At 66.1% G+C, this 23,381-nt stretch carries 25 protein-coding genes; 9 read left to right on the top strand and 16 right to left on the bottom strand.

The window, feature by feature from the left end; genetic code table 11:
* Positions 1-2: 2 nt before the first annotated feature.
* The 4 genes from ACWGCN_RS22985 to ACWGCN_RS22970 all read right to left on the bottom strand — a co-directional run bounded on the left by ACWGCN_RS22985 (position 3) and on the right by ACWGCN_RS22970 (position 4,734).
* Positions 3-662 carry a GAP family protein gene (locus tag ACWGCN_RS22985; RefSeq protein WP_449969861.1) on the bottom strand — a complete coding sequence of 220 codons (660 nt, stop codon included), beginning with the start codon at positions 660-662 and terminating at the stop codon, positions 3-5.
* Position 663: 1 nt separating this feature from the next.
* Complete coding sequence (locus ACWGCN_RS22980; protein WP_452459193.1) at positions 664-2,307, bottom strand: SulP family inorganic anion transporter; 1,644 nt, start codon at positions 2,305-2,307, stop codon at positions 664-666.
* 99 nt (positions 2,308-2,406) lie between these two features.
* Positions 2,407-4,302: an alkyl/aryl-sulfatase gene (locus ACWGCN_RS22975; RefSeq protein WP_452459192.1), complete on the bottom strand. Its 1,896-nt coding sequence runs from the start codon at positions 4,300-4,302 to the stop codon at positions 2,407-2,409.
* Between the two features lie 54 nt (positions 4,303-4,356).
* Positions 4,357-4,734 carry an SHOCT domain-containing protein gene (locus ACWGCN_RS22970; protein ID WP_378994671.1) on the bottom strand — a complete coding sequence of 126 codons (378 nt, stop codon included), beginning with the start codon at positions 4,732-4,734 and terminating at the stop codon, positions 4,357-4,359.
* A 183-nt stretch (positions 4,735-4,917) separates the two neighbouring features.
* On the opposite strand from ACWGCN_RS22970, the gene ACWGCN_RS22965 reads away from it, so the two are divergent.
* A complete protein-coding gene (locus ACWGCN_RS22965) occupies positions 4,918-5,364 on the top strand; it encodes a DUF7144 family membrane protein (protein WP_452459191.1) in 447 nt (148 codons plus the stop codon).
* Here ACWGCN_RS22965 and ACWGCN_RS22960 read toward each other — a convergent pair.
* The gene (locus tag ACWGCN_RS22960) at positions 5,351-5,749 is read right to left on the bottom strand and encodes a nuclear transport factor 2 family protein (protein WP_452459190.1); all 399 of its coding nucleotides are present in this window, start codon (positions 5,747-5,749) and stop codon (positions 5,351-5,353) included. The genes ACWGCN_RS22965 and ACWGCN_RS22960 overlap by 14 nt on opposite strands.
* Before the next feature lie 118 nt (positions 5,750-5,867).
* The gene (locus tag ACWGCN_RS22955; protein WP_449969876.1) at positions 5,868-7,673 is read right to left on the bottom strand and encodes an alkyl/aryl-sulfatase; all 1,806 of its coding nucleotides are present in this window, start codon (positions 7,671-7,673) and stop codon (positions 5,868-5,870) included.
* A gap of 149 nt (positions 7,674-7,822) precedes the next feature.
* Here ACWGCN_RS22955 and ACWGCN_RS22950 point away from each other — a divergent pair, with 149 nt between their 5' ends.
* The 3 genes from ACWGCN_RS22950 to ACWGCN_RS22940 all read left to right on the top strand — a co-directional run bounded on the left by ACWGCN_RS22950 (position 7,823) and on the right by ACWGCN_RS22940 (position 10,993).
* A complete protein-coding gene (locus tag ACWGCN_RS22950; RefSeq protein ID WP_449969879.1) occupies positions 7,823-8,425 on the top strand; it encodes a GntR family transcriptional regulator in 603 nt (200 codons plus the stop codon).
* Positions 8,426-8,611: 186 nt separating this feature from the next.
* Positions 8,612-10,063, top strand: a complete 1,452-nt coding sequence (locus ACWGCN_RS22945; protein ID WP_452459189.1) for an MFS transporter — start codon at positions 8,612-8,614, stop codon at positions 10,061-10,063.
* 12 nt (positions 10,064-10,075) lie between these two features.
* Entirely contained in the window at positions 10,076-10,993 is a 918-nt protein-coding gene (locus ACWGCN_RS22940) for an ABC transporter substrate-binding protein (RefSeq protein ID WP_452459188.1), read from the top strand.
* Between the two features lie 69 nt (positions 10,994-11,062).
* On the opposite strand, the gene ACWGCN_RS22935 is transcribed toward ACWGCN_RS22940, so the two are convergent.
* The 3 genes from ACWGCN_RS22935 to ACWGCN_RS22925 form a co-directional block, all read right to left on the bottom strand.
* On the bottom strand, positions 11,063-11,638 hold the full coding sequence (locus ACWGCN_RS22935; RefSeq protein ID WP_067457219.1) for a TerD family protein: 576 nt from the start codon (positions 11,636-11,638) through the stop codon (positions 11,063-11,065).
* A 79-nt stretch (positions 11,639-11,717) separates the two neighbouring features.
* Positions 11,718-13,724, bottom strand: coding sequence for a hypothetical protein (locus ACWGCN_RS22930; protein ID WP_378994686.1), 2,007 nt, complete (start codon positions 13,722-13,724; stop codon positions 11,718-11,720).
* A 39-nt stretch (positions 13,725-13,763) separates the two neighbouring features.
* On the bottom strand, positions 13,764-14,804 hold the full coding sequence (locus ACWGCN_RS22925; protein ID WP_378994688.1) for an ATP-grasp domain-containing protein: 1,041 nt from the start codon (positions 14,802-14,804) through the stop codon (positions 13,764-13,766).
* A gap of 387 nt (positions 14,805-15,191) precedes the next feature.
* Here ACWGCN_RS22925 and ACWGCN_RS22920 point away from each other — a divergent pair, with 387 nt between their 5' ends.
* From ACWGCN_RS22920 to ACWGCN_RS22910, 3 genes are all read left to right on the top strand, one after another.
* Entirely contained in the window at positions 15,192-15,470 is a 279-nt protein-coding gene (locus ACWGCN_RS22920; protein WP_378994690.1) for a hypothetical protein, read from the top strand.
* 54 nt (positions 15,471-15,524) lie between these two features.
* Complete coding sequence (locus ACWGCN_RS22915; RefSeq protein ID WP_101464103.1) at positions 15,525-16,106, top strand: TerD family protein; 582 nt, start codon at positions 15,525-15,527, stop codon at positions 16,104-16,106.
* Between the two features lie 156 nt (positions 16,107-16,262).
* On the top strand, positions 16,263-16,592 hold the full coding sequence (locus tag ACWGCN_RS22910; protein WP_378994692.1) for a hypothetical protein: 330 nt from the start codon (positions 16,263-16,265) through the stop codon (positions 16,590-16,592).
* 67 nt (positions 16,593-16,659) lie between these two features.
* Here ACWGCN_RS22910 and ACWGCN_RS22905 read toward each other — a convergent pair whose 3' ends face one another.
* On the bottom strand, positions 16,660-17,697 hold the full coding sequence (locus ACWGCN_RS22905) for a beta-ketoacyl-ACP synthase III (RefSeq protein WP_378994695.1): 1,038 nt from the start codon (positions 17,695-17,697) through the stop codon (positions 16,660-16,662).
* Positions 17,698-17,786: 89 nt separating this feature from the next.
* Between ACWGCN_RS22905 and ACWGCN_RS22900 the strand changes: the two genes are divergently transcribed.
* Entirely contained in the window at positions 17,787-18,368 is a 582-nt protein-coding gene (locus ACWGCN_RS22900; protein ID WP_378663813.1) for a TetR/AcrR family transcriptional regulator, read from the top strand.
* 6 nt (positions 18,369-18,374) lie between these two features.
* On the opposite strand, the gene ACWGCN_RS22895 is transcribed toward ACWGCN_RS22900, so the two are convergent.
* Positions 18,375-19,277 (bottom strand): alpha/beta hydrolase fold domain-containing protein, encoded by a 903-nt coding sequence (locus tag ACWGCN_RS22895; protein ID WP_379314682.1) that lies wholly within the window; start codon positions 19,275-19,277, stop codon positions 18,375-18,377.
* A gap of 101 nt (positions 19,278-19,378) precedes the next feature.
* The gene (locus ACWGCN_RS22890) at positions 19,379-19,921 is read right to left on the bottom strand and encodes a YaeQ family protein (protein WP_449969899.1); all 543 of its coding nucleotides are present in this window, start codon (positions 19,919-19,921) and stop codon (positions 19,379-19,381) included.
* An 86-nt stretch (positions 19,922-20,007) separates the two neighbouring features.
* On the opposite strand from ACWGCN_RS22890, the gene ACWGCN_RS22885 reads away from it, so the two are divergent.
* On the top strand, positions 20,008-20,439 hold the full coding sequence (locus ACWGCN_RS22885; RefSeq protein WP_452459187.1) for a hypothetical protein: 432 nt from the start codon (positions 20,008-20,010) through the stop codon (positions 20,437-20,439).
* 30 nt (positions 20,440-20,469) lie between these two features.
* Here the strand turns inward: ACWGCN_RS22885 and ACWGCN_RS22880 are convergent, their stop codons facing one another.
* Genes ACWGCN_RS22880 through ACWGCN_RS22865 form a run of 4 tightly spaced genes read right to left on the bottom strand, consistent with a single transcriptional unit; the run spans position 20,470 to position 23,353 of the window.
* Complete coding sequence (locus ACWGCN_RS22880; RefSeq protein ID WP_378994706.1) at positions 20,470-20,808, bottom strand: MmcQ/YjbR family DNA-binding protein; 339 nt, start codon at positions 20,806-20,808, stop codon at positions 20,470-20,472.
* Between the two features lie 60 nt (positions 20,809-20,868).
* On the bottom strand, positions 20,869-21,753 hold the full coding sequence (locus ACWGCN_RS22875; protein WP_378994708.1) for a metal ABC transporter permease: 885 nt from the start codon (positions 21,751-21,753) through the stop codon (positions 20,869-20,871).
* On the bottom strand, positions 21,750-22,484 hold the full coding sequence (locus ACWGCN_RS22870) for a metal ABC transporter ATP-binding protein (RefSeq protein WP_358116468.1): 735 nt from the start codon (positions 22,482-22,484) through the stop codon (positions 21,750-21,752). Before ACWGCN_RS22870 ends, ACWGCN_RS22875 begins: the two co-directional genes overlap by 4 nt.
* Complete coding sequence (locus ACWGCN_RS22865; RefSeq protein WP_379317876.1) at positions 22,481-23,353, bottom strand: metal ABC transporter substrate-binding protein; 873 nt, start codon at positions 23,351-23,353, stop codon at positions 22,481-22,483. The genes ACWGCN_RS22870 and ACWGCN_RS22865 overlap by 4 nt, the downstream gene beginning before the upstream one ends.
* Positions 23,354-23,381: the final 28 nt, after the last annotated feature.

Below are 23,381 nucleotides of genomic sequence, written 5' to 3'. Positions count from 1 at the left end.
CCTCAGCCGGCGAGGTTGACGATGCCGCGAGCGGTGAACAGGGCACCGAATCCGAGCAGTACCGACAACGTCAGCATCCGGCTGTGGCTCAACATCCACGCCTGCGCGACCGCCAGACTGTGCTCGGCCCGTTCGCCCATCGCGAGATAGATCCCGATCGGAATCAGGAAGTCGACGACCGCCGCGACGAGCAGGATCGCGGTCGCCAACAGCGCGTCGGCCAGGCCGACGGCGGAGCTGGCGATCACGCTCATCCCCGACATCATGATGAACAGATTCGGGTTCAACACCCCGAGTACGACCCCGATCGCGAAGGCCTTGCGGGGGCCCGCGGTGGCGAGTTCATCGAGCACACGTGGCTTTTCGCCGGTGTTCCGGCGGGGCCGCACCAGCATGACGACGCCGAGAGCCAGAAAGATCAGACCGACCACGAGTCCGGCGATGTGGGAGGTCTGGGCCGTGGTAGCTCCCGGGTCCGGCGCACCGCCGATGCACGCGGCGAGCGCGACGATCGAATACACGACCAGGAACCCGAGCCCGAACATCGATGCGTTGCGCACCGGGTCGCGCGAGCGCAGCAACAGGACACAGCCGATCACCGCGCCCGGCGTGACCATCAATCCCACGATCTCCGGCAACAGCAATGCCATCAGTCCGCCCACGTCACGCCCTCCGCTCTCGGTGGATCCGAACCTCGGCATCGGCGTAGGCGGCCAGTGTCGACTCGCCGAGTGTGCTTGTCGCCGGGAAGAATTCGATGTGCAGGCCCTGTGCGTGCAGCAGGTCGTCGGTCCAGACGTCGCGAATGTGCGGGTCGACACCGCTGAGGTAGAGGCGGCCACCGAGCGAGTCCAGCCGGCGCGCGTAGTCGCCGACCACGTGCAGGAAGGTCGCGCTCACGCTCGTGCGCCCTCGCAGGCGCAGAATGACGACGGGCTCGTGCGCGCCGTCGGGGTCGGGCAGCTTGGCCTGCAGCGTGCGCGCGCCCGCGTAGAACAGGCTGCCGTAGACATCCAGGATCACGACCTCGTTGTCGGACAGCGAGGTCGGGGCCTTCGCCTCGACGAGATGCTCACCCTCGACCCGTAACCGCACCACCTTCAAATCGATGGCCTCCTGGTTCAGCTGCAGCAGCAGCGACAACCCGACCCCGACACCGACTGCCGCCGTCACGGGCAACAGCAGGGTGGCGAAGAAGGTCACCAGCAGCGCGATCCGTGAGATCGCGCCGCTGCTCCAGATGGCGACGAGGCGGTCCGGATCGATCGACCGCGCTGCGGCGACCATCAGTATCGCGGCCAGCGTGGGCAGCGGCACCCTGCCCACCGCCCCGGCCAGCGCGACCAGGATCACCAGAATCCAGAGCCCCGACCACATTCCGCCCCAGCGGCCACGCGCACCGGAGGAGACGTTGATCGCCGTCTGCCCCACCGACCCACCGACCGGCATTCCACGAAACAACCCGGCGAAGACATTGCCGATGCCTTGCGCCGTGAAATCACGATCGACCGAGCTTCGCGTCCCGCCGAGGTTGGGTGCCGACTCCGCAACCCCCGCCCCCTGGACCAGCACGATCAGCGTCACCGCCAACGCCCCGGCGACCAACGACAGCGACAGCGTGCTCGAGTCCGGCAGGTGCGGCAGCGGAATCCCGGTGGGAATCTCGCCTGTGTCGGCGACCGTGCCGACTTCGCTCCAGCCGAAAGCGAGCACGACGATCATCGGCACCACCAAGGCGAACAGGGCGGCGACCGTGCGCAGCCGCGTGTGTGCCAACCCGATGAGCAGCATCATCGCGAGTACGCCGACAACGGCTGCCCGCCAGTCGAAGTCCAACGGATGCAGCACCACGTGCAGCGCTTTCTCCGCCGCGATCGACCCCCGCACCGGCGCACCGAGCAGACTCGGCAACTGGCCGAACAGGATGTTGGCCGAGATGCCGAGCAGGAACCCGGTCATCACCGAGTGTGAGACGAACCGGGTGTACTTGCCCAGCCGCAACATCGCGGCGACGATCATCATCGCGCCCGCGACCAGCGTCAACATCACGATGGCGCCCGACCGCTGATCCGGTTCGACATCGGTCAGGGTCGAACCCACCGCCAACGCGGACGCACTCGTCGTGGTGACCACCATCAGCTGCGTGCTGGTACCGAACCCGCCGAAGAATCGCCCGGCCATGCTCGCGTAGAGCCCGTGCACCGGACTCACCCCCGCGAGAACACCCGCCGCCATCCCGTCCGGCACCCCGCCGATCGCACCCGGAATCCCCGCGACGACATCGGCTTTCGACATGCGCTCGGTCACGAACCACCGTCGTACCCGCCGCACGATGTCAGTCACCGGTCCGCCGCCGCACCGTCGCCCTCGCGCCCATCGCAGCTCCTTCGACGGCGGACCGGTGGATCAGGGGGTGACGATCGCGAAATCCGGGTCGGGGGCGTCGAGGTAGCCGACCAGTTCGGCCAGCTTGGTGGGATCACCCTCGGCGGTGACGCGACCGTCGCCGATCATCTTCGCCAGATCCTGGCCACCGAGCAGTGCCGCGCGCAGGTCCGCTTCGGTGAGCGTGAACGTCGCCTGGGCGGGTGGGAGGTCGCCTTCGACGTCGAAGTGCACGAGCAGTCCGTTGCGCAGCTCGGTGCGGTGCACCGTGCCGGAATCGGTGATGCGCCAATCGATGACGATCCTCGCGTCCCACGCGCGCGGGCCGTCGACGCGCAGCGCGATCGCGTCGAACAGCTGCTCCACGGAGAGGGCGGCGGAAATATCGGCCGACGACGTCGCCAGCGGAGTACCGACATTGCCGTTGCGCAATTCGTAGGCGCCCATCAGGAAGAAGTTGCGCCAGGTGCCGTTCTCCGCGCCGAAGCCGAGCTGTTCGAGCGTGTCGGCCTGTAGCGCTTTCGCCTCGGCATTATCGGGGTCGGCGAAGATGACGTAGTTGAGCACCTGGGCCACCCAGCGGAAGTCGCCCTCGTCGTAGGACTTTCGCGCCTTGGCGACGGCTTCGTCGGCACCGCCCATGAAATCCACATGGCGCCGGGCGTTCGCGACCGGCGGGTGCTGCCACAGCGTGGCGGGATTGCCGTCGAACCAGCCCATGTATCGCTGGTAGATCGCTTTGACATTGTGGCTCACCGACCCGTAATAGCCGTGGGTCGACCACGAGTTCACGACGGCGGGCGGCAAGGGCAGGTCCTCGGCGATCTCGATGCCGGTGGAGCCCTTGTTCAATGCCCGCAGAGTCTGGTCGTGGAGATAGCCGTAGAGATCGCGCTGTACCGAAAGGAATTCGGTCAGCCGATCGGTTCCCCAGGTCGGCCAATGGTGCGAGGCGAACACGACATCGGTGCGGGCGGCGTATCGGTTGATCGCCTGCGTGAGGTAACTCGACCACACGTGCGGATCGCGAACCAGCGCACCGCGCAATGTCAGCAGATTGTGCAGGGTGTGGGTGGCGTTCTCGGCCATGCACAGCGCCCGCCGGTCGGGGAAGTAGAAGTTCATCTCCGATGGCGCCTCGGTGCCCGGCGTCATCTGGAATTCGATGCTCACCCCGTCTACTGTCACGGTCTGCCCGGTGTGGTCGATGTAGACCGTCGGCGAGATCAAGGTCGGGGTACCGAGCGAATTCGTCGGCCCGAGGCCGGCACCGACCGACCCCTTCGGTCCGCGGGGAAGTGCGGCGCCGTACATATAGGCCGCCCGGCGCGCCATCGCGGTGCCCGCGTACACGTTTTCCTCGACCGCGTGTTCGGTGAAACCGACCGGCGCGATGATCGGGCAATGCCCGGCCGCCACCTCTTCTTCGGTGGTCACCCCCTTCACACCGCCGAAATGGTCGATATGGGAATGCGAATAGATCACCCCGGTCACCGGGCGGTCGCCGCGATGCGCGCGGTACAGCGCGAGCCCGGCGGCGGCGGTCTCCTCCGAGATCAGCGGATCGATCACGATCACGCCGGCGTCGCCTTCGACCAGCGTCATATTGGACAGATCGAATCCGCGGATCTGGAAGATGCCGTCGGTGACCTCGTACAGGCCTTGCTTCACACACAGTTGCGACTGCCGCCACAGACTCGGATTCACCGTGGGCGGGCACTCGCCGTCGAGGAACGAGTAGGCGTCGATGTCCCACACCACCTTGCCCGCGGCGTTCTTCACCACCCCCGGCGTCAGCGCCGCGACGAACCCACGCTCGGCATCGGCGAAATCCTGGTTGTCATCGAACGGTAGCGTGCGCAGCAACGTCTCGTTGTTGGCTTCGACGCTGGCCGAGGCATCCTGCTGACTGGTCATCAGATGGTGTTCCTGTCTGTGAGCGACGCCGGATCGCGCAGTCGTTCGCGGATTTCAGGAGAGAGCCTTGGCCTTGAGTTGCTGGAATTCCGCCTCGGTGATGGCGCCGGCGTCGAGCAGCTTCTTCCCGTCGGCGATCTGGGCGGCGGAATTGGTGCCCGCGGCCTGCCTGATGTAATCGTCGGTCTCCGTGCGTGCCTGCTTCTGCGCTTCGGCGGTCCGTTCCGCCATGCCGCTACCGCGGAAGATCAGATACACCAGTCCGGTGATCAGCGGGAACAGGATCAGACACACCACCCACACCGCTTTCACCCAACCCGAGGTGGACCGGTCGCGGAAAAGATCGGTGAGCAGGTAGAACATCAACATCAGGTAGGCGACAAAGCAGAAGCTCACAATGATGACCCAGAGAACGTCCCACACCGACGACATGATTCGACCTCACTTCTGTGATGCGTGACCACCGGGCGGCGGTTACGGTTCAACCCTTGCCGCCATCGTCGCGAAGCCCCTGCCCGCACACATCATCCGAATCGGGTGAATCCGTCCGCACCGCTCGACCTCACCCATAACGGGGGATCCGGATCGTCCCCGACAGCCCCTACCGTCGAATCCATGACGATCACCTCGCATCCCGTCCGCCAGGGTCTCGCGGCGGGCGTCACCATGCTCGCGGTGATCATGCTCCTGGTAGCAGGCACACTGAGCATCCTGCGCGGTATCGCCGACGTCACCGAGGACGAGCTGTTCCTGATCCCGAGCGAATACAGCTACCAGCTCGACGTCAGCGCCTGGGGCTGGATCCACCTGGCGCTGGGTGTACTCCTCGTAGCCGTCGCCGTCGGGATGATTCTGACCGCGTCCTGGGCCCGCATCGCCGCCTACTGTCTGGCCGCCCTCTCGATCATCGCCAATTTCCTGTCCCTGCCGTACTGCCCGTGGTGGTCGGTGATCATCATCGGCATCGACCTCGTCGTCATCTGGGCCATCTCCACCTGGAACCCCCGACCGGGCCTGAGCGTGCAGGTGGTCCCCGTGACCGAGATGGCTACCTCTTCGTAGCGGTGATCTGGGTCAGCACGCAGCGCCATCGGCCGTCGGTGTGGCGGAAGGCGTCGGTGGTCCATTCGTCGGCGTCGAATCGAATGCCCTGGTAGTGAGCGGTATTGGTGACCCTGGTCGTCAGCAGGGCGAGTTCGCCGTGGTAGCGGATTCTGGGCTCACCGACGCGCTCCATCGCCGAGTGTGTGAGGTCACCCGATCGGACGAAGGCCAGGAACTGTTCGGCGGTGGTCATGCCGTTCTCGGAGACCATGATCCACTCGTCGGCCATATAGGAGCCGATCCGGTCCGCATCGTTGGCGACGATCGCCACCTGCCACTCGTCCAGAACGGCCAGGAGTTGGTCATCGACCGTGCGACCGGAAGAAGTTCGTGTTGTTGCCATGCGGCAACGCTAAGACTGGGCGCGGTCGGCGGTCTTGGACGAATGGAACGCGCTGCCCGCGGCCCTGACCGGCGATGCGGCCGCGCCCAGCTTCGGCGGCGGCCGCATCGACGCACGGTTACGGTGTCACGACCGCGAAATTCGGGTCGGGGGTGTCCAGGAGACCGAACAGTCGCTGGAGGACGCCGGGGTCGCCGGTGTGGTCGATCCCGGCCAAGCCCTTGCCCGCGAGAATGCCGAGCAGTTGCGGCTTGGTGAGAGTGACGGTGAGGTCGATATCGGCCTTGGACCGTGGGTCGGGCGTCTGGATGAGGACGCCGTTGGACAGGGTGAGACGCACGACGGAGTCCTGGTCGGTGAAATGCCATTCGATCCGGAACGAATCCTTCGCCGCGCGTGGACCGTTCACCCGGATGGCGATCGAGTCGAACAGCTGGTCCACCGACAGTGCCGCGGCCATCCCGCCGCCGAGGTCGAGCTCGGTCCGTTGGATTCCGTGCCGCAGTTCGTTGTCGCCGGTGAGGTAGAAGCAGCGCCAGGTGGCGTTCTCGGCCCCGAAGCCGAGTGTTCGATAGGTCTGGGCGAGTGCGTCTTTCGCGGCCTTGTTGTCCGGCTCGGCGAACACGGCATGGGTGAGCAGCTCAGCGGCGAAGCGCAGATCGCCCGCGTCGGCGTAGGCACGTCCCTTCTCGATCACCGCGTCGATGCCGCCGATGGTCTCGACGTACCGGACCGCTTTCGCCGTACGCGGGTGCTCCCAGAGCGAGGTCGGGTTCCCGTCGAACCAGCCGAGATAGCGCTGGTACACAGCCTTGACGTTGTGGCTCACCGACCCGTAATAGCCACGGGCGCTCCACGCGTCGGCCAGGTTCGGCGACAACTCGAACTGTTCGGCGATCTCCGGGCCGTTGAGTCCCTCGTTCATCATCCGCAGTGTCTGGTCGTGCAGGTACATGTACAGGTCGCGCTGCACCGACAGGAATCCCATGATGTTCTCGGCACCCCAGGTGGGCCAGTGGTGCGAGGCGAACGCGACATCGGCGTCGACGGCGAACATCTCGATCGCCTCGTCGATGTAGCGCGACCAGATCCGCGGATCGCGCACCTGCGCGCCGCGCAGGGTCAGCAGGTTGTGCAGATTGTGGGTCGCGTTCTCGGCGAGACAGAGGGCGCGGTGGCGGGGAAAATAGAAGTTCATCTCCGCGGGAGCCTCGGTGCCCGGGGTCATCTGGAAGACGATCGGCACGCCGTCGACGGTCTCCTGCTGGCCGGTACGCGTGATGTCGACGGTGGGCGGGATCAGCCCGAACGTGCCATGGGAGGCCTGGATGCCCAGCCCGGTGCTGCACTGGCCTTCGGGTCCGGGCGTCATCCCCATGCCGTACATGTAGGTGCCGCGCCGCGTCATCGCGACACCCGCGTAGACGTTCTCCGAGACGGCCTCCGCCATGAAACCGGCCGGCGCGAGAATCGGCACGTCACCACGGCCGTCGGGCAGCACGCCGTCGACACCGCCGAAGTGGTCCCCGTGGGAGTGGGTATAGATGACACCGGTGACGGGCCGGTCGCCGCGCTCCTCGCGATACAACGCCAACCCGGCCGCCGCGCACTCGGCCGAGATGAGCGGATCGATCACGATGATGCCCGTATCGCCCTCGACGATCGTCATATTGGAGATGTCGAAACCACGGATCTGATAGATGCCGTCCACGACCTCGTACAGCCCGTTCTTCACACAGAGCTGGGCCTGCCGGAACAGACTCGGGTTGATCGTTTCCGGACACGGCCCGTCGAGGAACCCGTATCCGCTGGTGTCGAAAACGACCGTGCCGTCAGCCTTGGCGATCCGCATGGGCGTCAGGGTCTTGATGAACCCGCGATCAGCATTCTCGAAATCGGTGCGATCGTCGTAGTCCAATGCCATCGCAAATCAGCTCCTCAGCTCGGTCGACGCGTCGACTCGATGCTCGGCGTCCCGCAGGCTCGCCACCTCACCCGCAGCGGGTGAATTGCGCACGCGAGGTCGGCGGCGCCACGGCGGGGTCGTGTCGAGCATCCGCCTAAGCTGCGGGTGTGGCAGATCCGGTATCGGCTGAGAATTCGTCGGGAGACGCGATCGCGCGGGCGTTGCGCGCGGAGATCCTGGCCGGTCGGCTCGTAGCCGGGGAACGGCTGGTCGAGGAAGCCCTGGCGAAACGGTTCGGGGTGTCGAGGATTCCGGTACGCGAGGCACTGGCCCGGCTGCAGACCGAAGGTTTCGTCACCATCGTCCGCCATCGCGGTGCGACGGTGTCGTCGTCGTTGATCCACGACGGTCGCGAGCTACTTCAGGTGCGGCGGGGTCTCGAGGTCCTGGCGGCACAGCTCGCGGCGGAAGGACGGGGTGGCGTGGTCGCGGACGACATCTCGCGGGTCGCCGACGGCGAGACGGACACGCAGACGCCGTTCCACGAGCTGGTCGCGACCGCCTCGGGCAACGAACAGCTGCGCGAGATGCTCGCCACGCTGAACCAGCGGGTGCAGTGGAGTCTCGGCCACAACCCGGAGACCTCGGCCGACGATCATCGCGCGGTGGCGATCGCGATCCGTAACGGAGCGGCGGTCCAGGCGGGCTATCTGATGGACGAGCACCTGCGCCGGGACGAACAATTCTTCTCGGCGGAGTTCGATCGTTAACTACTGCCACTAGTTGTATACAGTCCAGTCGAATATATCGATGGCTTAACATGAAGTACGGGGAGCGAAACTCGTACGTCACAGGAACTGTATACAAATTAGGCAGTGCGATTCCAGTTCCACGCTGTAGTCGGCTCGCCGATACGACCGTTGTCGGCGTCACACTCCCGTACCCGGAGTTCCGACATGTCCCACACCGCCCCCGGCGAACTCACCGCCGTCACCGTCCCCTCTCCGTCGCCTGCCACCGAACCCGGCGTCTCCGCCGGGTTGTCCTCGGCCTTGGACCGCATCGGTTTCGGCCGAGTACAGATCGTCGTCATCTCGCTGCTGATGGCGGGCCTGTTCTTCGATTCACTGGAACAGAATTCGACCGGTGCGATGGGTCCGCTGCTGAAGGAATCCTTCGGCATCGACAACGCGCAGCTGACCATGATCAACACCGTCACTGTGCTCGGCGGCCTGGCCGGTCGACTCATCGGCGGCTACCTCGCCGACCGGTGGGGCCGGCGCACCGCGCTGAGTCTGAACCTGCTCGTCTACACCCTCGGCGGTCTGGTCAGCGCGGTCGCGGTGAACTACGAGATGCTGCTCGCCAGCCGATTCGTCGTCGGCATCGGACTGGGTGGCGAATTCACCGTCGGGTTGGCGATTCTCGCCGAGATCGTGGCCACGCGTCATCGCGGCACACTGCTGGCGACGCTCAACATCTCCTCCGGTGGCATCGGCAACATCGCGTCGTTCGGGTTCTTCTGGCTGGTGCTCGGCCCGTTGAACAACGTCCTCGGCGGGAACGACAGCTCCTGGCGCTGGACCTACGTGATCCTGGCCGTGCCTGCCGTGCTGGTCGTGTTCTTCCGCCGCTACCTGCCCGAATCGCCACGGTTCCTGCTGTCGAAGGGCAACATTCACGCGGCGAACGTGAGCCTGTCGAAGCTGGGCAGCGGCAGTGTCGCCGGACTGCGTCATCCCGGCGTCGTCACCCCGTACGTCACCGAAGCCGACATTCCGGTTCCCACGAAGTCGTCCTATCTCACCGTCTTCCGAGGTCGCAATCTCCGCAACACCGTGGCCATCGGCGCTGCCTCCTGGATGTCGTTCGGCGCGCAGGTGACACTGCTGTTCCTGATGCCGATCCTGCTGGTATCGCGCGGATATTCGCTGTCGGACTCGCTGGCCTTCACGATGATCATGAATGTCGGCAGCCTGTTGGGCGCCTGCGCGGCGTCGTATCTCGCGGGGCGGGCGCCACGGCGCCGCACGGTGATGTCCGCCGCGGTGCTCGGCTGCGTCTCCGCGATCGCCTTCGCCACTTTCGCGAACTCGACCGCGCTGATCCTGGTGCTGGGCATGATCTTCCAGTTCTTCACCATGATGCTCAACACCATGCTGTCGGTGTGGTCGCCGGAGCTGTTCCCGACTTCGGTCCGGGCCATGGGCACCTCGGTGGTCAACGGCATCGGCAATGTGGCCGGCGCTGTCATGCCGTTCGCCGCGCTGTTCTTCTTCGACCTCGCCGGCGTGCCCGGCGTGTTCTTCATGATCGCGGTCATGTACGCCCTGCTGGTGGTGGCCGCCCGATTCGGACCCGAAACTTTCGGTAAGTCACTCGAAGCCGTCACCGAACAACCCCGCTGAGGAGCCGACCCCATGCTCGACCTGACGATATCCGCGACCGCACACGGCTTGAACTACCTGCCGGAGTACTACGCCGATCACCTCGGCCTGTTCGCGGAGCGCAACGTGAAAGTCACTGCGACAGCGAAGGATCCCTGGACAGGGGTGCTCGACGATCTCGACAGCGGAGCGGCGGATATCGCCCTTGGCGGGCTGTGGGTACCCGGGATGTACTGGGGAACTCCGCGCGAACTCACGGTGTTCGCCCAGCTCAACCACCAGTTCCCCAAGGCGCTGGTGACCCGTCCCGGTACCGGTGCCATCGACTGGGCCGATCTCACCGGCCGCACCGTCCTCGCGCCGGGGATCGGCGGCAGCGCCCCGTACGCCTTCACCGCGGGACTGATCCGCGAGTCAGGCGTCGACCCCGCGGGCATCACCTTCCTGCGTGATCTGTCCACCCCGATGTTCGTCGAACTGTTCGAGGCCGGGCTCGGTGATGCGATCGTCCTCGACATGACCACCGCGCAAGTGCTGCAGGACAATGGAACCGGCACCATCGCGATCGACTACGCCGAAGTCGGCGGTCTCGGCCCGAACAGTGTCTATTACTGCCGGACCGACCGCGTCGAGGAGCTCTTCGACCGGCTCGTCGGCTTCACCTCGGCTCTGAGCGAGTCGATGCGGCGGTTGCGGACGACGACGGTCCCTGAGCTCGGGCCACTGCTCGCAGAGCACTGGCCCCACCTCGCCCCGGCGACCCTGGCTCGCTCCTGCGAGCGCATCAAGGATTCTCGAACCTGGGACACTGTGCGCATCGACGCCGAGGCCAGCGACCGATGGATGCGAATTCTTCACCAGGAAAGAATGGTTCGCACACCACCCCCGTTCGCAGAACTCGTCGACACGCGCATCGTCGACAGCGCCGAACTCATCGTGGCGTACAGATAGCGCGCTGGTCAGCTGCGTGGGCGACCCAGATTTCGGGAGTTCCCGCAGCTGACCGGCAGTGCTGGTGCCTCAGAGGTTGACGCCGAAATCGCGGGCGATGCCTTCCAGGCCGGAGGCGTAGCCCTGGCCGGTGGCGCGGAACTTCCACTCGGCGCCGTTGCGGTACAGCTCGCCGAAGACCATGGCGGTTTCGGTGGACGCGTCCTCGGAGAGGTCGTAGCGCGCCAGTTCCTCGCCGTTGCTGCGGTCGAGGACGCGGATGTAGGCGTTGCGCACCTGGCCGAAGGACTGGTTGCGGGTGGCGGCGTCGTAGATCGAGACCGGGAACACGATGGAGTCGATCGTGGCCGGGGTGTTGGCCAGGTCGACGTTGATCGTCTCGTCGTCACCGTCGCCGGCGCCGGTGGTGTTGTCGCCCGCGTGCTCGATCGCGCCCTCGGGCGACTTCAGGTTGTTGAAGAAGACGAAGTGCCCGCTCGACACCACCTTCTTGTCGGCGCCGAGGCCGATGGCGCTGGCGTCGAGGTCGAAGTCCGTGCCGGTGGTGGTCCGCAGATCCCAGCCGAGGCCGACCGCGACGGCGGTGAGGTTCGGCGCCGCCTTGGTCAGTGAGACATTGCCGCCCTTGGACAAGCTGACACCCATATCGAATCCCCTTGCTCATCGCGGCACGAAGCGCGCCGACGACCACACCCTAACGTTCGACTCTGAACGTTTGCTGTGATCAATCCTGTTCGGCCGCACCTGTTTCCACGGGCATGCGGTCGGCGCCCCAACTGCGCCGGAGATAGCCGATCACCCGGTCCAGCTCCGCGCGCTCGACGGCGGCCAGCTCACCCGGCTCGAGCGGGTCGAAATGGAAGATGTAGAGCCGCGAGGCGAATTGCTCGAAGGGCAGCGACGCTTCGCCGAAACGCTCACCGTGCCCGGCTGTTCCGACGACGACCCCGTCGCCCCAGTCCTGGCCGCTGTCGTTGTTCGGGTTGTAGAAGTACACCCGCATCACGTCCTGCGGGTCGAGGCTGACGCGCAGCACGGTGATCGCGTGCCAGCCGACGAAGCGGGCCGCGCTGTCGGTGACGGCGATACCGGCGGGCTGCGGGTGGATCACCGGCTGGTTGCCGTTGTAGAAGGGGTGATAGCCCGCGTAGAAGTGGCGCAGGAACTCGTCGAGGTCGGTCAGCAAGCCGGTGGCGACATCGACATTGATCCGGAAGCCGCGGCCGGACCACCAGCCGTGGAATTCCGGGTTGATCCAGCGGTGCGGGTCGCCGTCGCGGCCGATACAGCGCCGTCCCATCTGCGCGTAGATCCGGTCCAGGTGCGGTACCACCAGCAGCGAGACCGGGTCCAGATCCAGTTGCAGCGCGGTCGATTCCGTGTCCTCGGTCTCGCGCGAGGAGATCGGCTGCCCTTCGAAGTGCATCACGATCTCGTCGTCGCGCGCGGCCCACACCAGCGTCTGCAGCAGATAGTCGGGGTCGTTGTAGGCCCACATCGACAGTGCTCGCGCCGATTGGCAGGTGGGGTTGTCGCCCTGCCCGATTCCCAGCGGCAGGCCGAGAACCGACAGCATCCCCGACAGCAGCCACGCCCGCGGCTCCGGCGTCGGCCCGAACACCTGGGTCAGCCGCCGGCGCGAGTGCGGTGAAAGCCGCAGTGCCAGTTGGCGCCACAGCGCGGGCGCGACCGGCGGCTGATAGAGGATGCCGCGTTCGAGCAGCAAAGTGAGTCCGTACACGCACTGCGCCGTTTCGACGTGCACAGCCTGCTCGATGAGGCTGTGGACGAGTTCGTGATAGCAGAGCAGGCTGTCGCGGCCGGTGCTGGACAAGCCCATCGCCTCGCCGAGCAGATACTCACCCTTGGTGAGCAGAAAGCGCAGCAGCACAGCGTGATACGGCGAGACCAGCCCGGTGTCGTGCATGGACCGCGCGAATCCCGTTGCCTCGTACTGCAACGCGCTGTCGTCCATCGATTCCAGCCGCGTGCGGTAGATCTCGACCCCGGGGTCTTCCCTGCACCCCTCGGTGGTTCCGTAGAGGCTGCTGATCAGCCGGTCGGCGCCGAGGCCGCTGGCGCCGAGATCCACGTCGGGATTCGCCCGGGCGACGGCGATCTGGGTGATCATCCGTTTGACCCCGTCGACCTGGATGGGCCGCTGCCGCAGAATGCGCCAGATCTCGTCGACCAGGTTCTCCAGCACCTTCTCGTACCCGACCTCGGCGACGAGGTAGTGCAGCAGCTCGCGCGAGACCTGCGCCATCCGCCCCTGCTGTTCCCGCTCCGCCTCGGTGGGCGGGGAGAACAGCAGCGACAGATTCACCGCGAGCACCTGCGACAGGTGATCCTCGGCCTCTTCGGCCGACACCAGCGCATGCTGATATTCGCCCTTGGCGACCGCGAGCAATCGCAGATCACTCACCGCCTCCAACACCATGGTGTCGGCGTTGGCGCTGCGCAAGGAGCCGGTACTCAGCGCCGGGATGAGGATCTGCGGCTGCGCCCAGTCGGTCCCGAGGAAAAGGCCCGCGGTCTCCAGCTTTTCGGCCCGTTCACGCACCGCCGCGCAACCACCGGGCAGCAGCAGCACCCGCCGCAGCGAGTCCATCACCCTGGGCAGCTTGACCTGCTTACCGAAATCGCCCGCGTCCGCGAGGGACTGTATGGCGTGGTCCACCGTGGCGAGACGCCGGTCCAAGCTCGCCGGGTCGTGGCCGTCCGGACTCAATCGCCGATCCCTTCGCACTCCGCTGCCCCTGGCAACGGATCAAATATAGAAGTCGAGCTCTTCTTGTCGCTTCAACAGATCCCGCAGAGTGTACGGGTCCTCGCCGAAGAAATAGAGCAGACCCCAGTGATTACCGAATGCGGTGCGTTTGGTGACCTTTTCGGCCTGCGGCGCGGTGAGCTCGTGCGTCTCGAAGTAATCATGATCCTCGGTCTCGGGCGGCACCGACAGCCGACTGACCACACGTCGACGCGGATACACGCCGAAGCACCCGGCGTGGCCGGTGGCATCCACCACTTCCTTCGGGAAGAACGCGTCGATCTCCTCGTCGGTGGACTTCGGGTCGAACGCCAGTACCAGCGCGTGGTAGGCGTTGAAACCATAGGTCCGTTCCAGCAGTTCGAACACCTTGAAACCCGGTGGCCGGTAGGCGACCTCGCCGAAATACATTTCCCCGTCGCTGGTGACGAAGTACTCCGGATGGATGAAGCCGAATTCGATGTCGAAGGTCTTGATCAGTTTTTCGACCTGCCGGGTGATCTCGGGCCGATATTTCTCGAGTTCCGGCGTCGCGGGCACGAACACCGAGTATCCGAGCGTCACGTACTCCGAGATGTTCAGGAAGCAGATGCGGCCGTTGTGGACCCAGGCCTCGACCGCGAACTCCCAGCCGTCCAGGTGCGATTCCATCAGCATCGGGAACTCGTCGTCGGGGATGAAGTCCACCTCGTCGGGGGTCCGGATGATCCGGTGACCGAGGCAGCCCGCCTTGTCGAACGCCTTGAGGTGAATCGGATCGTTGGGATCACCGTCGAGTTTCAGCAGGGTTTGATTGACCCGCTTCAGGAAGCGGATCACGTCATCGCGTTCGTGCGCCTCTTCGAAAATCCCGACCCGGATACCGCCGAGCTGCGCGCGCCGCTTCATCAACGACTTGTCACGCAGGAGCATCGACTGCCCGAGCAGGCGAGGATTGTCGAGCAGGACGGAGTTGATCGCTCCGGCCCATTCCACCGTCTCCTCGAAGATCGGAATGGCGACGTCGACTCCCTTTTTCTTCAGGGTCTCGGCGATCTCCATCGAACGATCGTTGAGCCGCTCGAAATCCCAGGGGATATAGGGTATGCCGTGCTCCGTGCAATAACTTTCCGCCCATTCGGGCGCAACTACGATATAGCGGCGGTCGAACCGGTCAACCGCCTCGACCGCATTCAGACTCCAGCCCAGCAGGGCCACATAACCTTTGTTCGGGTTTCGACTTTTCGATTCGTCAGCTGAAATCGACAAACCTTATCCCTCCTCGAACTCCACAGCCCGGAAACCGGGACGCTGAAATGAATCCCTGCAGGGCTGCCATTTCCATGGAGTACCCGGCCCCTGCTCGATCAACCATGACGAAGCTGTGACCGAGGGGCTTGTGACCGGGCGCGACCAGCACCCATCCCGCGGCGGGACTACGCTCAGGCGATGCCCGGTCCAGAGACCCTTCCGCCGCCACGCAACGGTGTCGGCCTCGCGTCGTTGGTGCTCGGCATCATCGCCTGCGCGGTCTCGTTCATTCCCGTCGTCAGCGAGTTCGTTGCCGCCCCAGCCGGTATCGGCGCCGTGGCCGCCGCGTTCATCGGCTGGGATCGGATCGAGAACGGTGTGGCCACCAACCGCGCCGACACGATCGCGGGCGGCATCCTCGGCGCGATCGCGCTGGCGGTCACGGCCCTCGTCTACCTCGCGACCCACTCCGGCTGACGAGCGCATTCCGTCGCCATGCACGCGGCGAGCGAAGTCCGTAGCCTGAAAATCGTGATTACTCTCAAGAAGGAAGACGGCGCGGCCGATCTCGCCGGTATCACCAAAATGAGCGTGGGGGTGAGCTGGGATCCGTCGGCGGGTTCCAGCGGTGGAATTCTCGGAATGGCCCGGCGCAAGCGCGGTGTCGACCTCGATCTGATCGCCGTGCTGTTCCAGGGTGCTGAGCCGGTGCGATTCGCCGGCCTGGATTCACTCGATCCGCTCGGCAACGGATCGGTGCTGCACACCGGCGACGAGCAGACCGGTGCGGCCGCGGGCGACGACGAGACCGTGCACGTCACGTTCGCCACTGTTCCCCCCGCGATCGACTCCATCGTCTTCGTGGCCGTCGCGTTCAAGAAGGGCAGTTCCTTCGAGAAGGCGAACAACGTCTCGTTCAAGATCTACGACGCGACCGGGGGCGATACCCAGCCTGTCGCCGATATCTGGCCGTCGCTGCTCGGCGCGGAGAACGCCAACGCGATCGCGCGGACCTTCCGCAACGGTCCGGTGTGGCAGCTGGAGGTCCTCGACCGCAAGGGCAAGATCAAGCAGGGCGATCGCCAGGCGTTGCTGCGCTTCGCGATCGGCTGACGTCGCGGCGGCAGGGCCCGGCGCGCAGTGCGCCGAGCTCCGCCGTGGCGCGGCGAACAGACCTCGCACTTTCCCACTTTTGCGACATCGGCGAAGTTCGTCAAGACCACGCGATTTCGGTGTTCCCTGAATAGTTGCTGCGCTACGGTTTTCCGCATGGACGACATCGAGTTGGATTTGCCGAGCGTCGCTACTTCCCACAACGCCGGACGAATTCTGGAAATCGGCGCGGTCGGTCTGCGCAACCCCCTCCCCGTCGACGGCGAACAGGCCCACGCCTATGTGTGCTGCGTCGACGGCACCACCCTGCAGCTCCCGGATTCGCTGCAGAACTGGGCCATGCAAACCCTCGCCGCGAACTTCGACCTACGCGCCACCGGCCTACCCTCGCTGTTCCCCTGCCGCTTCGAATTCGGCATCCGCGACGGCGCGGCCTACGCGGTACCGGTGACCCAGCGGTCGCTGCGCGAGAAGGCGAACGCGTGACGACCTGAGCAGAGAATTCCTTTGTCGCACAATGCGTCTACCGCCAATATCTGCGTGCGCTGAAGAACTAGGCGATCGGCGGCAGGTGAACGACCTGGCCCGCGTAGGCCAGACCGGCGCCGAAGCCGAGTAGCAGCGCGGTGTCGCCGGGGTCGGCGGCGCCGGAGCGCACCAGCTGTTCCATGGCCATCGGAATGGAGGCGGCGCTGGTGTTGCCGGTTTCGATGATGTCGCGCGCGACGGCGACAGTTTCGGGCAGGCCGAGGGTGCGGACCAGCGCGTCGGTGATGCGGATATTGGCCTGGTGTGGAACGAACGCGTCGAGGTCGTGAGCCGTGAGGCCCGCGAGGTCGAGCGCGTCACGACACGCCTTCTCCAGAAATGTGACGGCCCAGCGGAAGACCTCGGTGCCGTTCATCCGGATGTAGGGACGCTGCGACGTGCCACCGCTGGCCTCCGCCGCGGCGACTTCGGCGAAATACTCCAGGAAGTCCTTGTCCTGCTTGATCGCCGAGGTGCGCGCGCCATCCGACCCCCACGCGACCGGGCCGATCCCCTCCTGCTCGGCCGGCCCGACGACGACCGCACCGGCACCGTCGGCGAAGATGAACGCGCACCCGCGATCGGTGGTGTCGAGCAGATCCGACAATCGCTCCACACCGATCACCAGCACCTGCCGCGCCTGACCCGAGCGCACCAGATTCGCCGCATCGGCCAACGCGTAGCAGAAGCCCGCGCAACCCGCGGAGATGTCGAACGCGGCGGTGTCGTGCATGCCGAGTTCGGTCGCCACCACCGCGCCCGCCGACGGACCGAGCACCATCTGCGACGACGTCGCCAGCACCACCGCGTCGATCTGCTCGGCGCTCACCCCCGACGCCGTGAGCGCGTCCCGAGCAGCCGCGACACTCATCGAGACGATCGTCTCGTCGGGCTCGGCCCAGTGCCGGGCGGCGATCCCGGAACGGGTCTTGATCCACTCGTCCGAGGACTCGATCGCGTCGACGATCTCGGAGTTGGGCACGACACGGCGCGGGCGGTACACGCCGAGGCCGAGAATTCCCGCGTGGGTGACCGGAACCGCGGTGGCAATGGGGGTGGGCATGACATCCTCTCCATATGAACCGATCGGTTCACGTAGGAATAGGTCTAACATGAACCGATCGGTTCAATCAAGGGGTAGGAGAAGATCGGATGGCCGCCGGACCACGCGCCCGACTCATCGAGCACACGATCAGCACCGTCCAGGAACACGGCGTGCACGCGTCCTCCCTCAGCGAACTACTCGAGCGCAGCAGGACCTCACGCAACTCGCTGTACCAGCACTTCCCGTCCGGAAAGGGCGAATTGGTGCAGACAGCGGCACGGATCGTGGCACGCCTGGTGTACTCACATGTGAGCGCCATGGCGGACGCCCTGCAGACCGCGCCGTCGGCCCAGCAGTGGCTCACCGACCTGCTCGCCTTCTGGCGCGCCCCGCTGGAGAAATCCGACTACACCGCGGGCTCGTTCATGATGGCGGCCGCTCTCGACGAACTCGACCCCGCCGTCCAGTCCATCGCGGGCCAGGCGTTCGCCGAATGGACCGCCCGGCTCGCCGACGGGATCGTCGCCACCGGGATCGAGCGATCGACCGCGGTGTCGCTGGCCGGGTTCCTGCTCACCACCATCGAGGGCACGATCGTGCACAGCCGCGCGCTCAAGTCCGCACATCCGTTCGACCAGGCGGTCACTCAGCTGACGATCCTGTTCAAGGTGCACCTGACCGAACGGTGAGCCGTCTCACGAGATGCTGTGTGCCGCATCGAGTTCGGCGCGCAGGGTGGCGATGATCCGGCGACGGGCCGCCGCCCCTTCGGGGCTGGGCGTCAACGGGTAGACGTGCACGAGTCCGGATTCTTCCTGATAGTCGAGGTCGACGCCCGCCGCGCGTGCCTTCGCCGCCAGCAGGCGGGCGTCGGGGTTCAGGATGTCGTCGGTGCCGGTGAACACGGTGATCGGGCCCAGCCCGCCGAAGTCGCCGAACAGGGGGCTGACCAGGGGGTCCTTCATCGAGAGTTCGCCGCTCCACATCCGGCCGAACACCAGCCCACCGTCGCGACCCAGCCACGGGTCACGCAACAGAACCGCGTCGATCTCAGGATTCTCGAGGGTGAGGTCGAGCGCAGGAGAGATCAGCAGCGTGCGGGGGACGATATGACCCGCGTCGCGCAGGTGCAGCGCGGTGGACAGCGCGATCTGACCGCCCGCGGAGTCGCCGGCGAGGAAGGTCGGACCGTAGCGCTCGTCGGCCGCGGTGACCAGTTCGGCGACGCGGGGAATCACCTCCGCCGCGGTGCCGAACGGAATCAGCGGATAGATCGGGACCGTCACGACGAGATGCGTCCGAGCGGCGATCCTGGCCGCGAGTTGCCAATGTTGCGAAGCGATTTCGCCCACCCAGCCGCCACCGTGCGCGTACACGAGGCCACCGCGGGAGATCCCGTCCGACGGGGTCAGCGTGTAGATCGGCCAGCCACGGTCGTGCTCCACCGAGATCTCGACACCGCGGAGTGTGCGCGGCGGACCGTAGGCGAGGGGGCGCAGCGCGCGCTCGCGCACGTGCGCAGCGGCCAGCTCGGCATCGACGTAATTCCGGTTGCGCCGGGTGACCCGCAGGAAGCCCGGAATCACGAACCGACTCATCACACCGGGCACCGCGACCTCCACTCGACGACGAGACCGGTGCGGTCCACAGCGCTCGGGCCGAGCGTCACCGGTGCCAGCCAAGCTACTCCGTGCCGGCCTCAGCCGAGGGGCTGCTCGGTGATATCGGTGCGCAAGCTGGTGCCGTTGAGGTCCAGATAGAGCACGCCCTCGGTGACCGAGAGGGTGGCGGTATTGCGACGGTCGACCAGTCCCGCGGCCTCGTCGATGAACGCGCGATCGAAACTGATCAGCGGAATCTGCGCCGCGTTGTGAATCTTCTTGCCCGCGTACTGCGCGAGCACCTTCGCCGGGTCGCGGTGGGTATAGACCACGGCCCGACCAGCGAGTTTGCTCCCGCGGTGAATACGGTCCGCGTCGGGCGCGCCGACCTCGATCCACGCGGTCGTCCGGCCGGTCATATCCCGAACCTGCACCGCGGGCTCATCGGTGGCCGAGATCCCGCCGTCGCTGAACACGATCCCCTCCTCGTACTGCAAGCAGTACGCGAGGATCCGGGTGATCATGTACTCGGCCGTCTCCGACGGGTGCCGGGCAACCCGCAACTCGAGATCCTCGTACACCCCCCGATCCACATCGGCGAGCTGAACGGCGAAGTTGTGCAGTGTTGCGCTGAGTGCCATAGGAGCTCCGACCCTACCGGGCCGCGACGTCGACTACTCGCGCACTCCCGGTTGCGCTGACCGGTCCGGACCGCCAGCATCTGTACATGAGAATCACTCACGTTTCGGCTCTGGCCGCCGTTTTCCTCGCACTCGGCACGGCAACCGTTGCGGCAGCACCGAATGCGGCCGACTCACCCCGTCAGGCCATTGCCCGCGCCTACCTCGACGCCCTGGTGTCCCACGACGCGAGCGCGGTCCCCTTCGCCCCCGACGCCACCCGCGTCGAGGTCGGCATCCGAACCGGCTACTCGGGCCCCCAGCTGAGCGCCGACTTGGAGAACGGCCTCCAGTACCGCGTGATCCAGGGCATTCGCGACCTCACCATGTCCGAATCCGGCGACACGGTCACCACCCACTACCTCCTCGACGCCGGAGTGGCCGACATCCGCCTGACCACCGTGGAGATCACCGAGACCTTCGTCATCCCGGTGGACTCCATCCAGACGATCGAGGCCACGATCACGCTGGTGCTGTAACGACCTCGCGGCCGACGAGTTGTCTCGCGCTCACTGATCCGCATCCAGCAAGGCCCGCGGGGCGGCCTGACACCACGAGTCGGTGACGATGGCTTCCAGTTCCTCGCGATCGTCGAGTGACGCCAGGCGGACGCGGACCCAGGGGTTACCGGACTCGTGCGAGGCGATCCAGAATTTGCCGGGTTCGGCGAGGACCAGTTCGTCGCGATCGAGAATCGGGCAGCGGACCGCCATCGAGGTCTCGTCCTCGGGCAGGGTGAGGAACAGCTTGCCCGCGACCTTGAAAATCGGCATGCCCCAGGCGAAATGCTCTGTCGTCTGCGGCAGCGACAGCACGAAGGCGCGGACGTCCTCCCCGGTGACATTCATGCCCACATCCTGACACCACACACCGACACGATCGGATCCATCGCCGCGGGACCGGGACCGCTAGTCGACGGCACCGAGGGTGGCGACGGTTTTCCTGGCGCGGGAGGCGGTGATCCGGCGGCCGATCACGCCGTGGCGGGGGGCGAAGAGGTAGACGAAGGTGAAGGCGACGCCCTGGGTCACCACGACCATGCCGCCGGCGGCGGTGTCGAGGTGGTAGCTGATGTAGAGGCCGGTCACCGCGCACAGCACCGAGATGGTGGGGGCGATGACGAGCATGCGGGAGAAGCGGTCGGTCAGGAGATAGGCGGTGGCGCCGGGGATGATCAGCATGGCCACCACCAGCACCACGCCGACCGCTTGCAACGCGACCACCGAGGTCAGGGCCAGCAGGGCCAGCAGGGCGGTGCCGAGCACGCGAGGGTTGAGGCCGATGGCGTGGGCGTGGGTGGCGTCGAAGGCGTAGAGGGTGAAGTCGCGGCGTTTGAGGACCAGGGCGACCAGGACGATGGCGGCCAGGATCATGATCTGGATCATCTCGCCGCGGCTCACGCCGAGCAGGTTGCCGAAGACGATGTGGTTCAGGTCGGTCTGGCTCGGCGTCACCGACACCAGCACCAAGCCGAACGCGAACAGGGTGGTGAACACGATGCCGATGGCGGCGTCTTCCTTCACCCGGCTCGTATCGCGGACCACGCCGATCAACGCCACCGCGAGGAACCCGAAGATCACCGCGCCGACAGCGAACGGCCAGCCGACGATGTAGGCCAGCACCACACCGGGCAGCACCGCGTGCGACACCGCGTCACCCATCAGCGACCAGCCGATCAGCACCAGCCAGCACGACAACACCGCACAGACCACGGCGGCCGTGACCGTGGTGGCCAGCGCGCGCACCATGAATTCGTAGCGCAGCGGGTCGATGAAGAATTCCTCGAGGCTCATCGGTCTCCGTCCACATCCAGGCCGAAGGCCTTGGCCAGGTTCTCGGGGCGCAACACCACATCGGGGTCGCCGTGCTCGAGCACCCGGCGGTTCAACAGCACTGCCTCGTCGGCCAATTGGGGCAACGCGTGCAGATCATGGGTGGACACCAGGATGGTGGCCCCGTCGGCGGCGAGCTCACGCAACAGCGCGGTGATGGTCGCCTCGGAGCGCTTGTCGACACCGGCGAACGGCTCGTCGAGCAGCAGGATCGTGGCCTCCTGGGCGATGCCCCGAGCCACGAACGTGCGCTTCTTCTGGCCACCCGACAGCTGCCCGATCTGCCGGTCGGCCAGGTCGGTGAGCTCGACGCGGGCCAGCGCGGCGTCGACGGCGGCACGGTCGGCCTTGCTCGCCCGGCGGGTGAAACCCATTTTCCCGTAGCGCCCGGTCATCACCACATCGCGCACCGACAGCGGGAAACTCCAGTCCACGTCCTCGGACTGCGGCACGTAACCGAGACTGCCCGCCTTGCGCGCGGCAGCCGGGGGGCGGCCGTTGATCAGCACCCGGCCTCGATCGGGCGTGACCAGCCCCATCACGGTCTTGAACAGCGTCGACTTGCCCGAGCCGTTCATACCGATCAGCCCGCACACCCGGCCCGATTTCAGGGTCAGTTCGACAGTGTCGAGCGCGAGCACATCACCGTAGTGAACTGTCACGTCCTGGATTTCGACTACCGGTGCGGTCATTTCGAGACTCCGGCGAGTGCGGTCGCGATGGTCTTCGCGTCGTGGCGGATCAGGTCCAAGTAGGTCGGGACCGGTCCGTCGGCCTCGGAGAGCGAGTCGACATAGAGCACGCCGCCGAACCGTGAACCGGACGCCTCGACCACGCGTTGCATCGGCGCGTCCGACACCGTCGATTCACAGAACACGGCGGGCACGCCGCGCTGGCGAACGAAGTCGATGGTCGAGCCGATCTGCTGCGGGGTGGCCTGCTGTTCGGCGTTGACCGGCCAGATGTACTTCTCGGTCAGCCCCGCGTCGCGAGCCAGGTAGGAGAACGCGCCCTCGCAGGTGACCAGGGCGCGCTGGTCGGCGGGCAGGGTGTTCACCGCGGCGACGAGATCGTCGCGCACGGCGCCGAGCTGCGTCTTGTAGGCATCGCCGTTGGCACGGTAGGCGTCGGCGTGTTCGGGGTCGAGATCGGTGAACGCGCGGACCATGTTGCCGACGTAGATCTGCGCGTTCACCGGCGACATCCAGGCGTGCGGATTGGGCTTGCCCCGGTAGGCGTCCTCGCTGATGTCCATCGGCGCCACCCCCTCGCTGACCACGGCGTGCGGCACATCGAGGTCGGCGACGAACTGGGTGAACCAGGCCTCGAGGTTCAGCCCGTTGTCCAGGATCAGATCAGCCTTGGCGGCCTTCTTGATATCGCCCGGCGTCGGCTCGTACCCATGGATCTCTGCCCCCACCTTGGTAATCGATTCGACCCGCAGATGCTCGCCTGCCACATTCCGCGCCATGTCGGCCAGGACCGTGAAGGTGGTGAGAACCACCTTCTTCCCGTCGTCATCGGAGGTGATCCCACCGCAGGCAGTGAGCGCGAACGCCATGACACTCAGAACACATGCCGCAAGCACC

Source organism: Nocardia sp. NPDC055050 (assembly GCF_053608345.1).
This window is presented reverse-complemented; position numbering and strand designations above follow the sequence as displayed.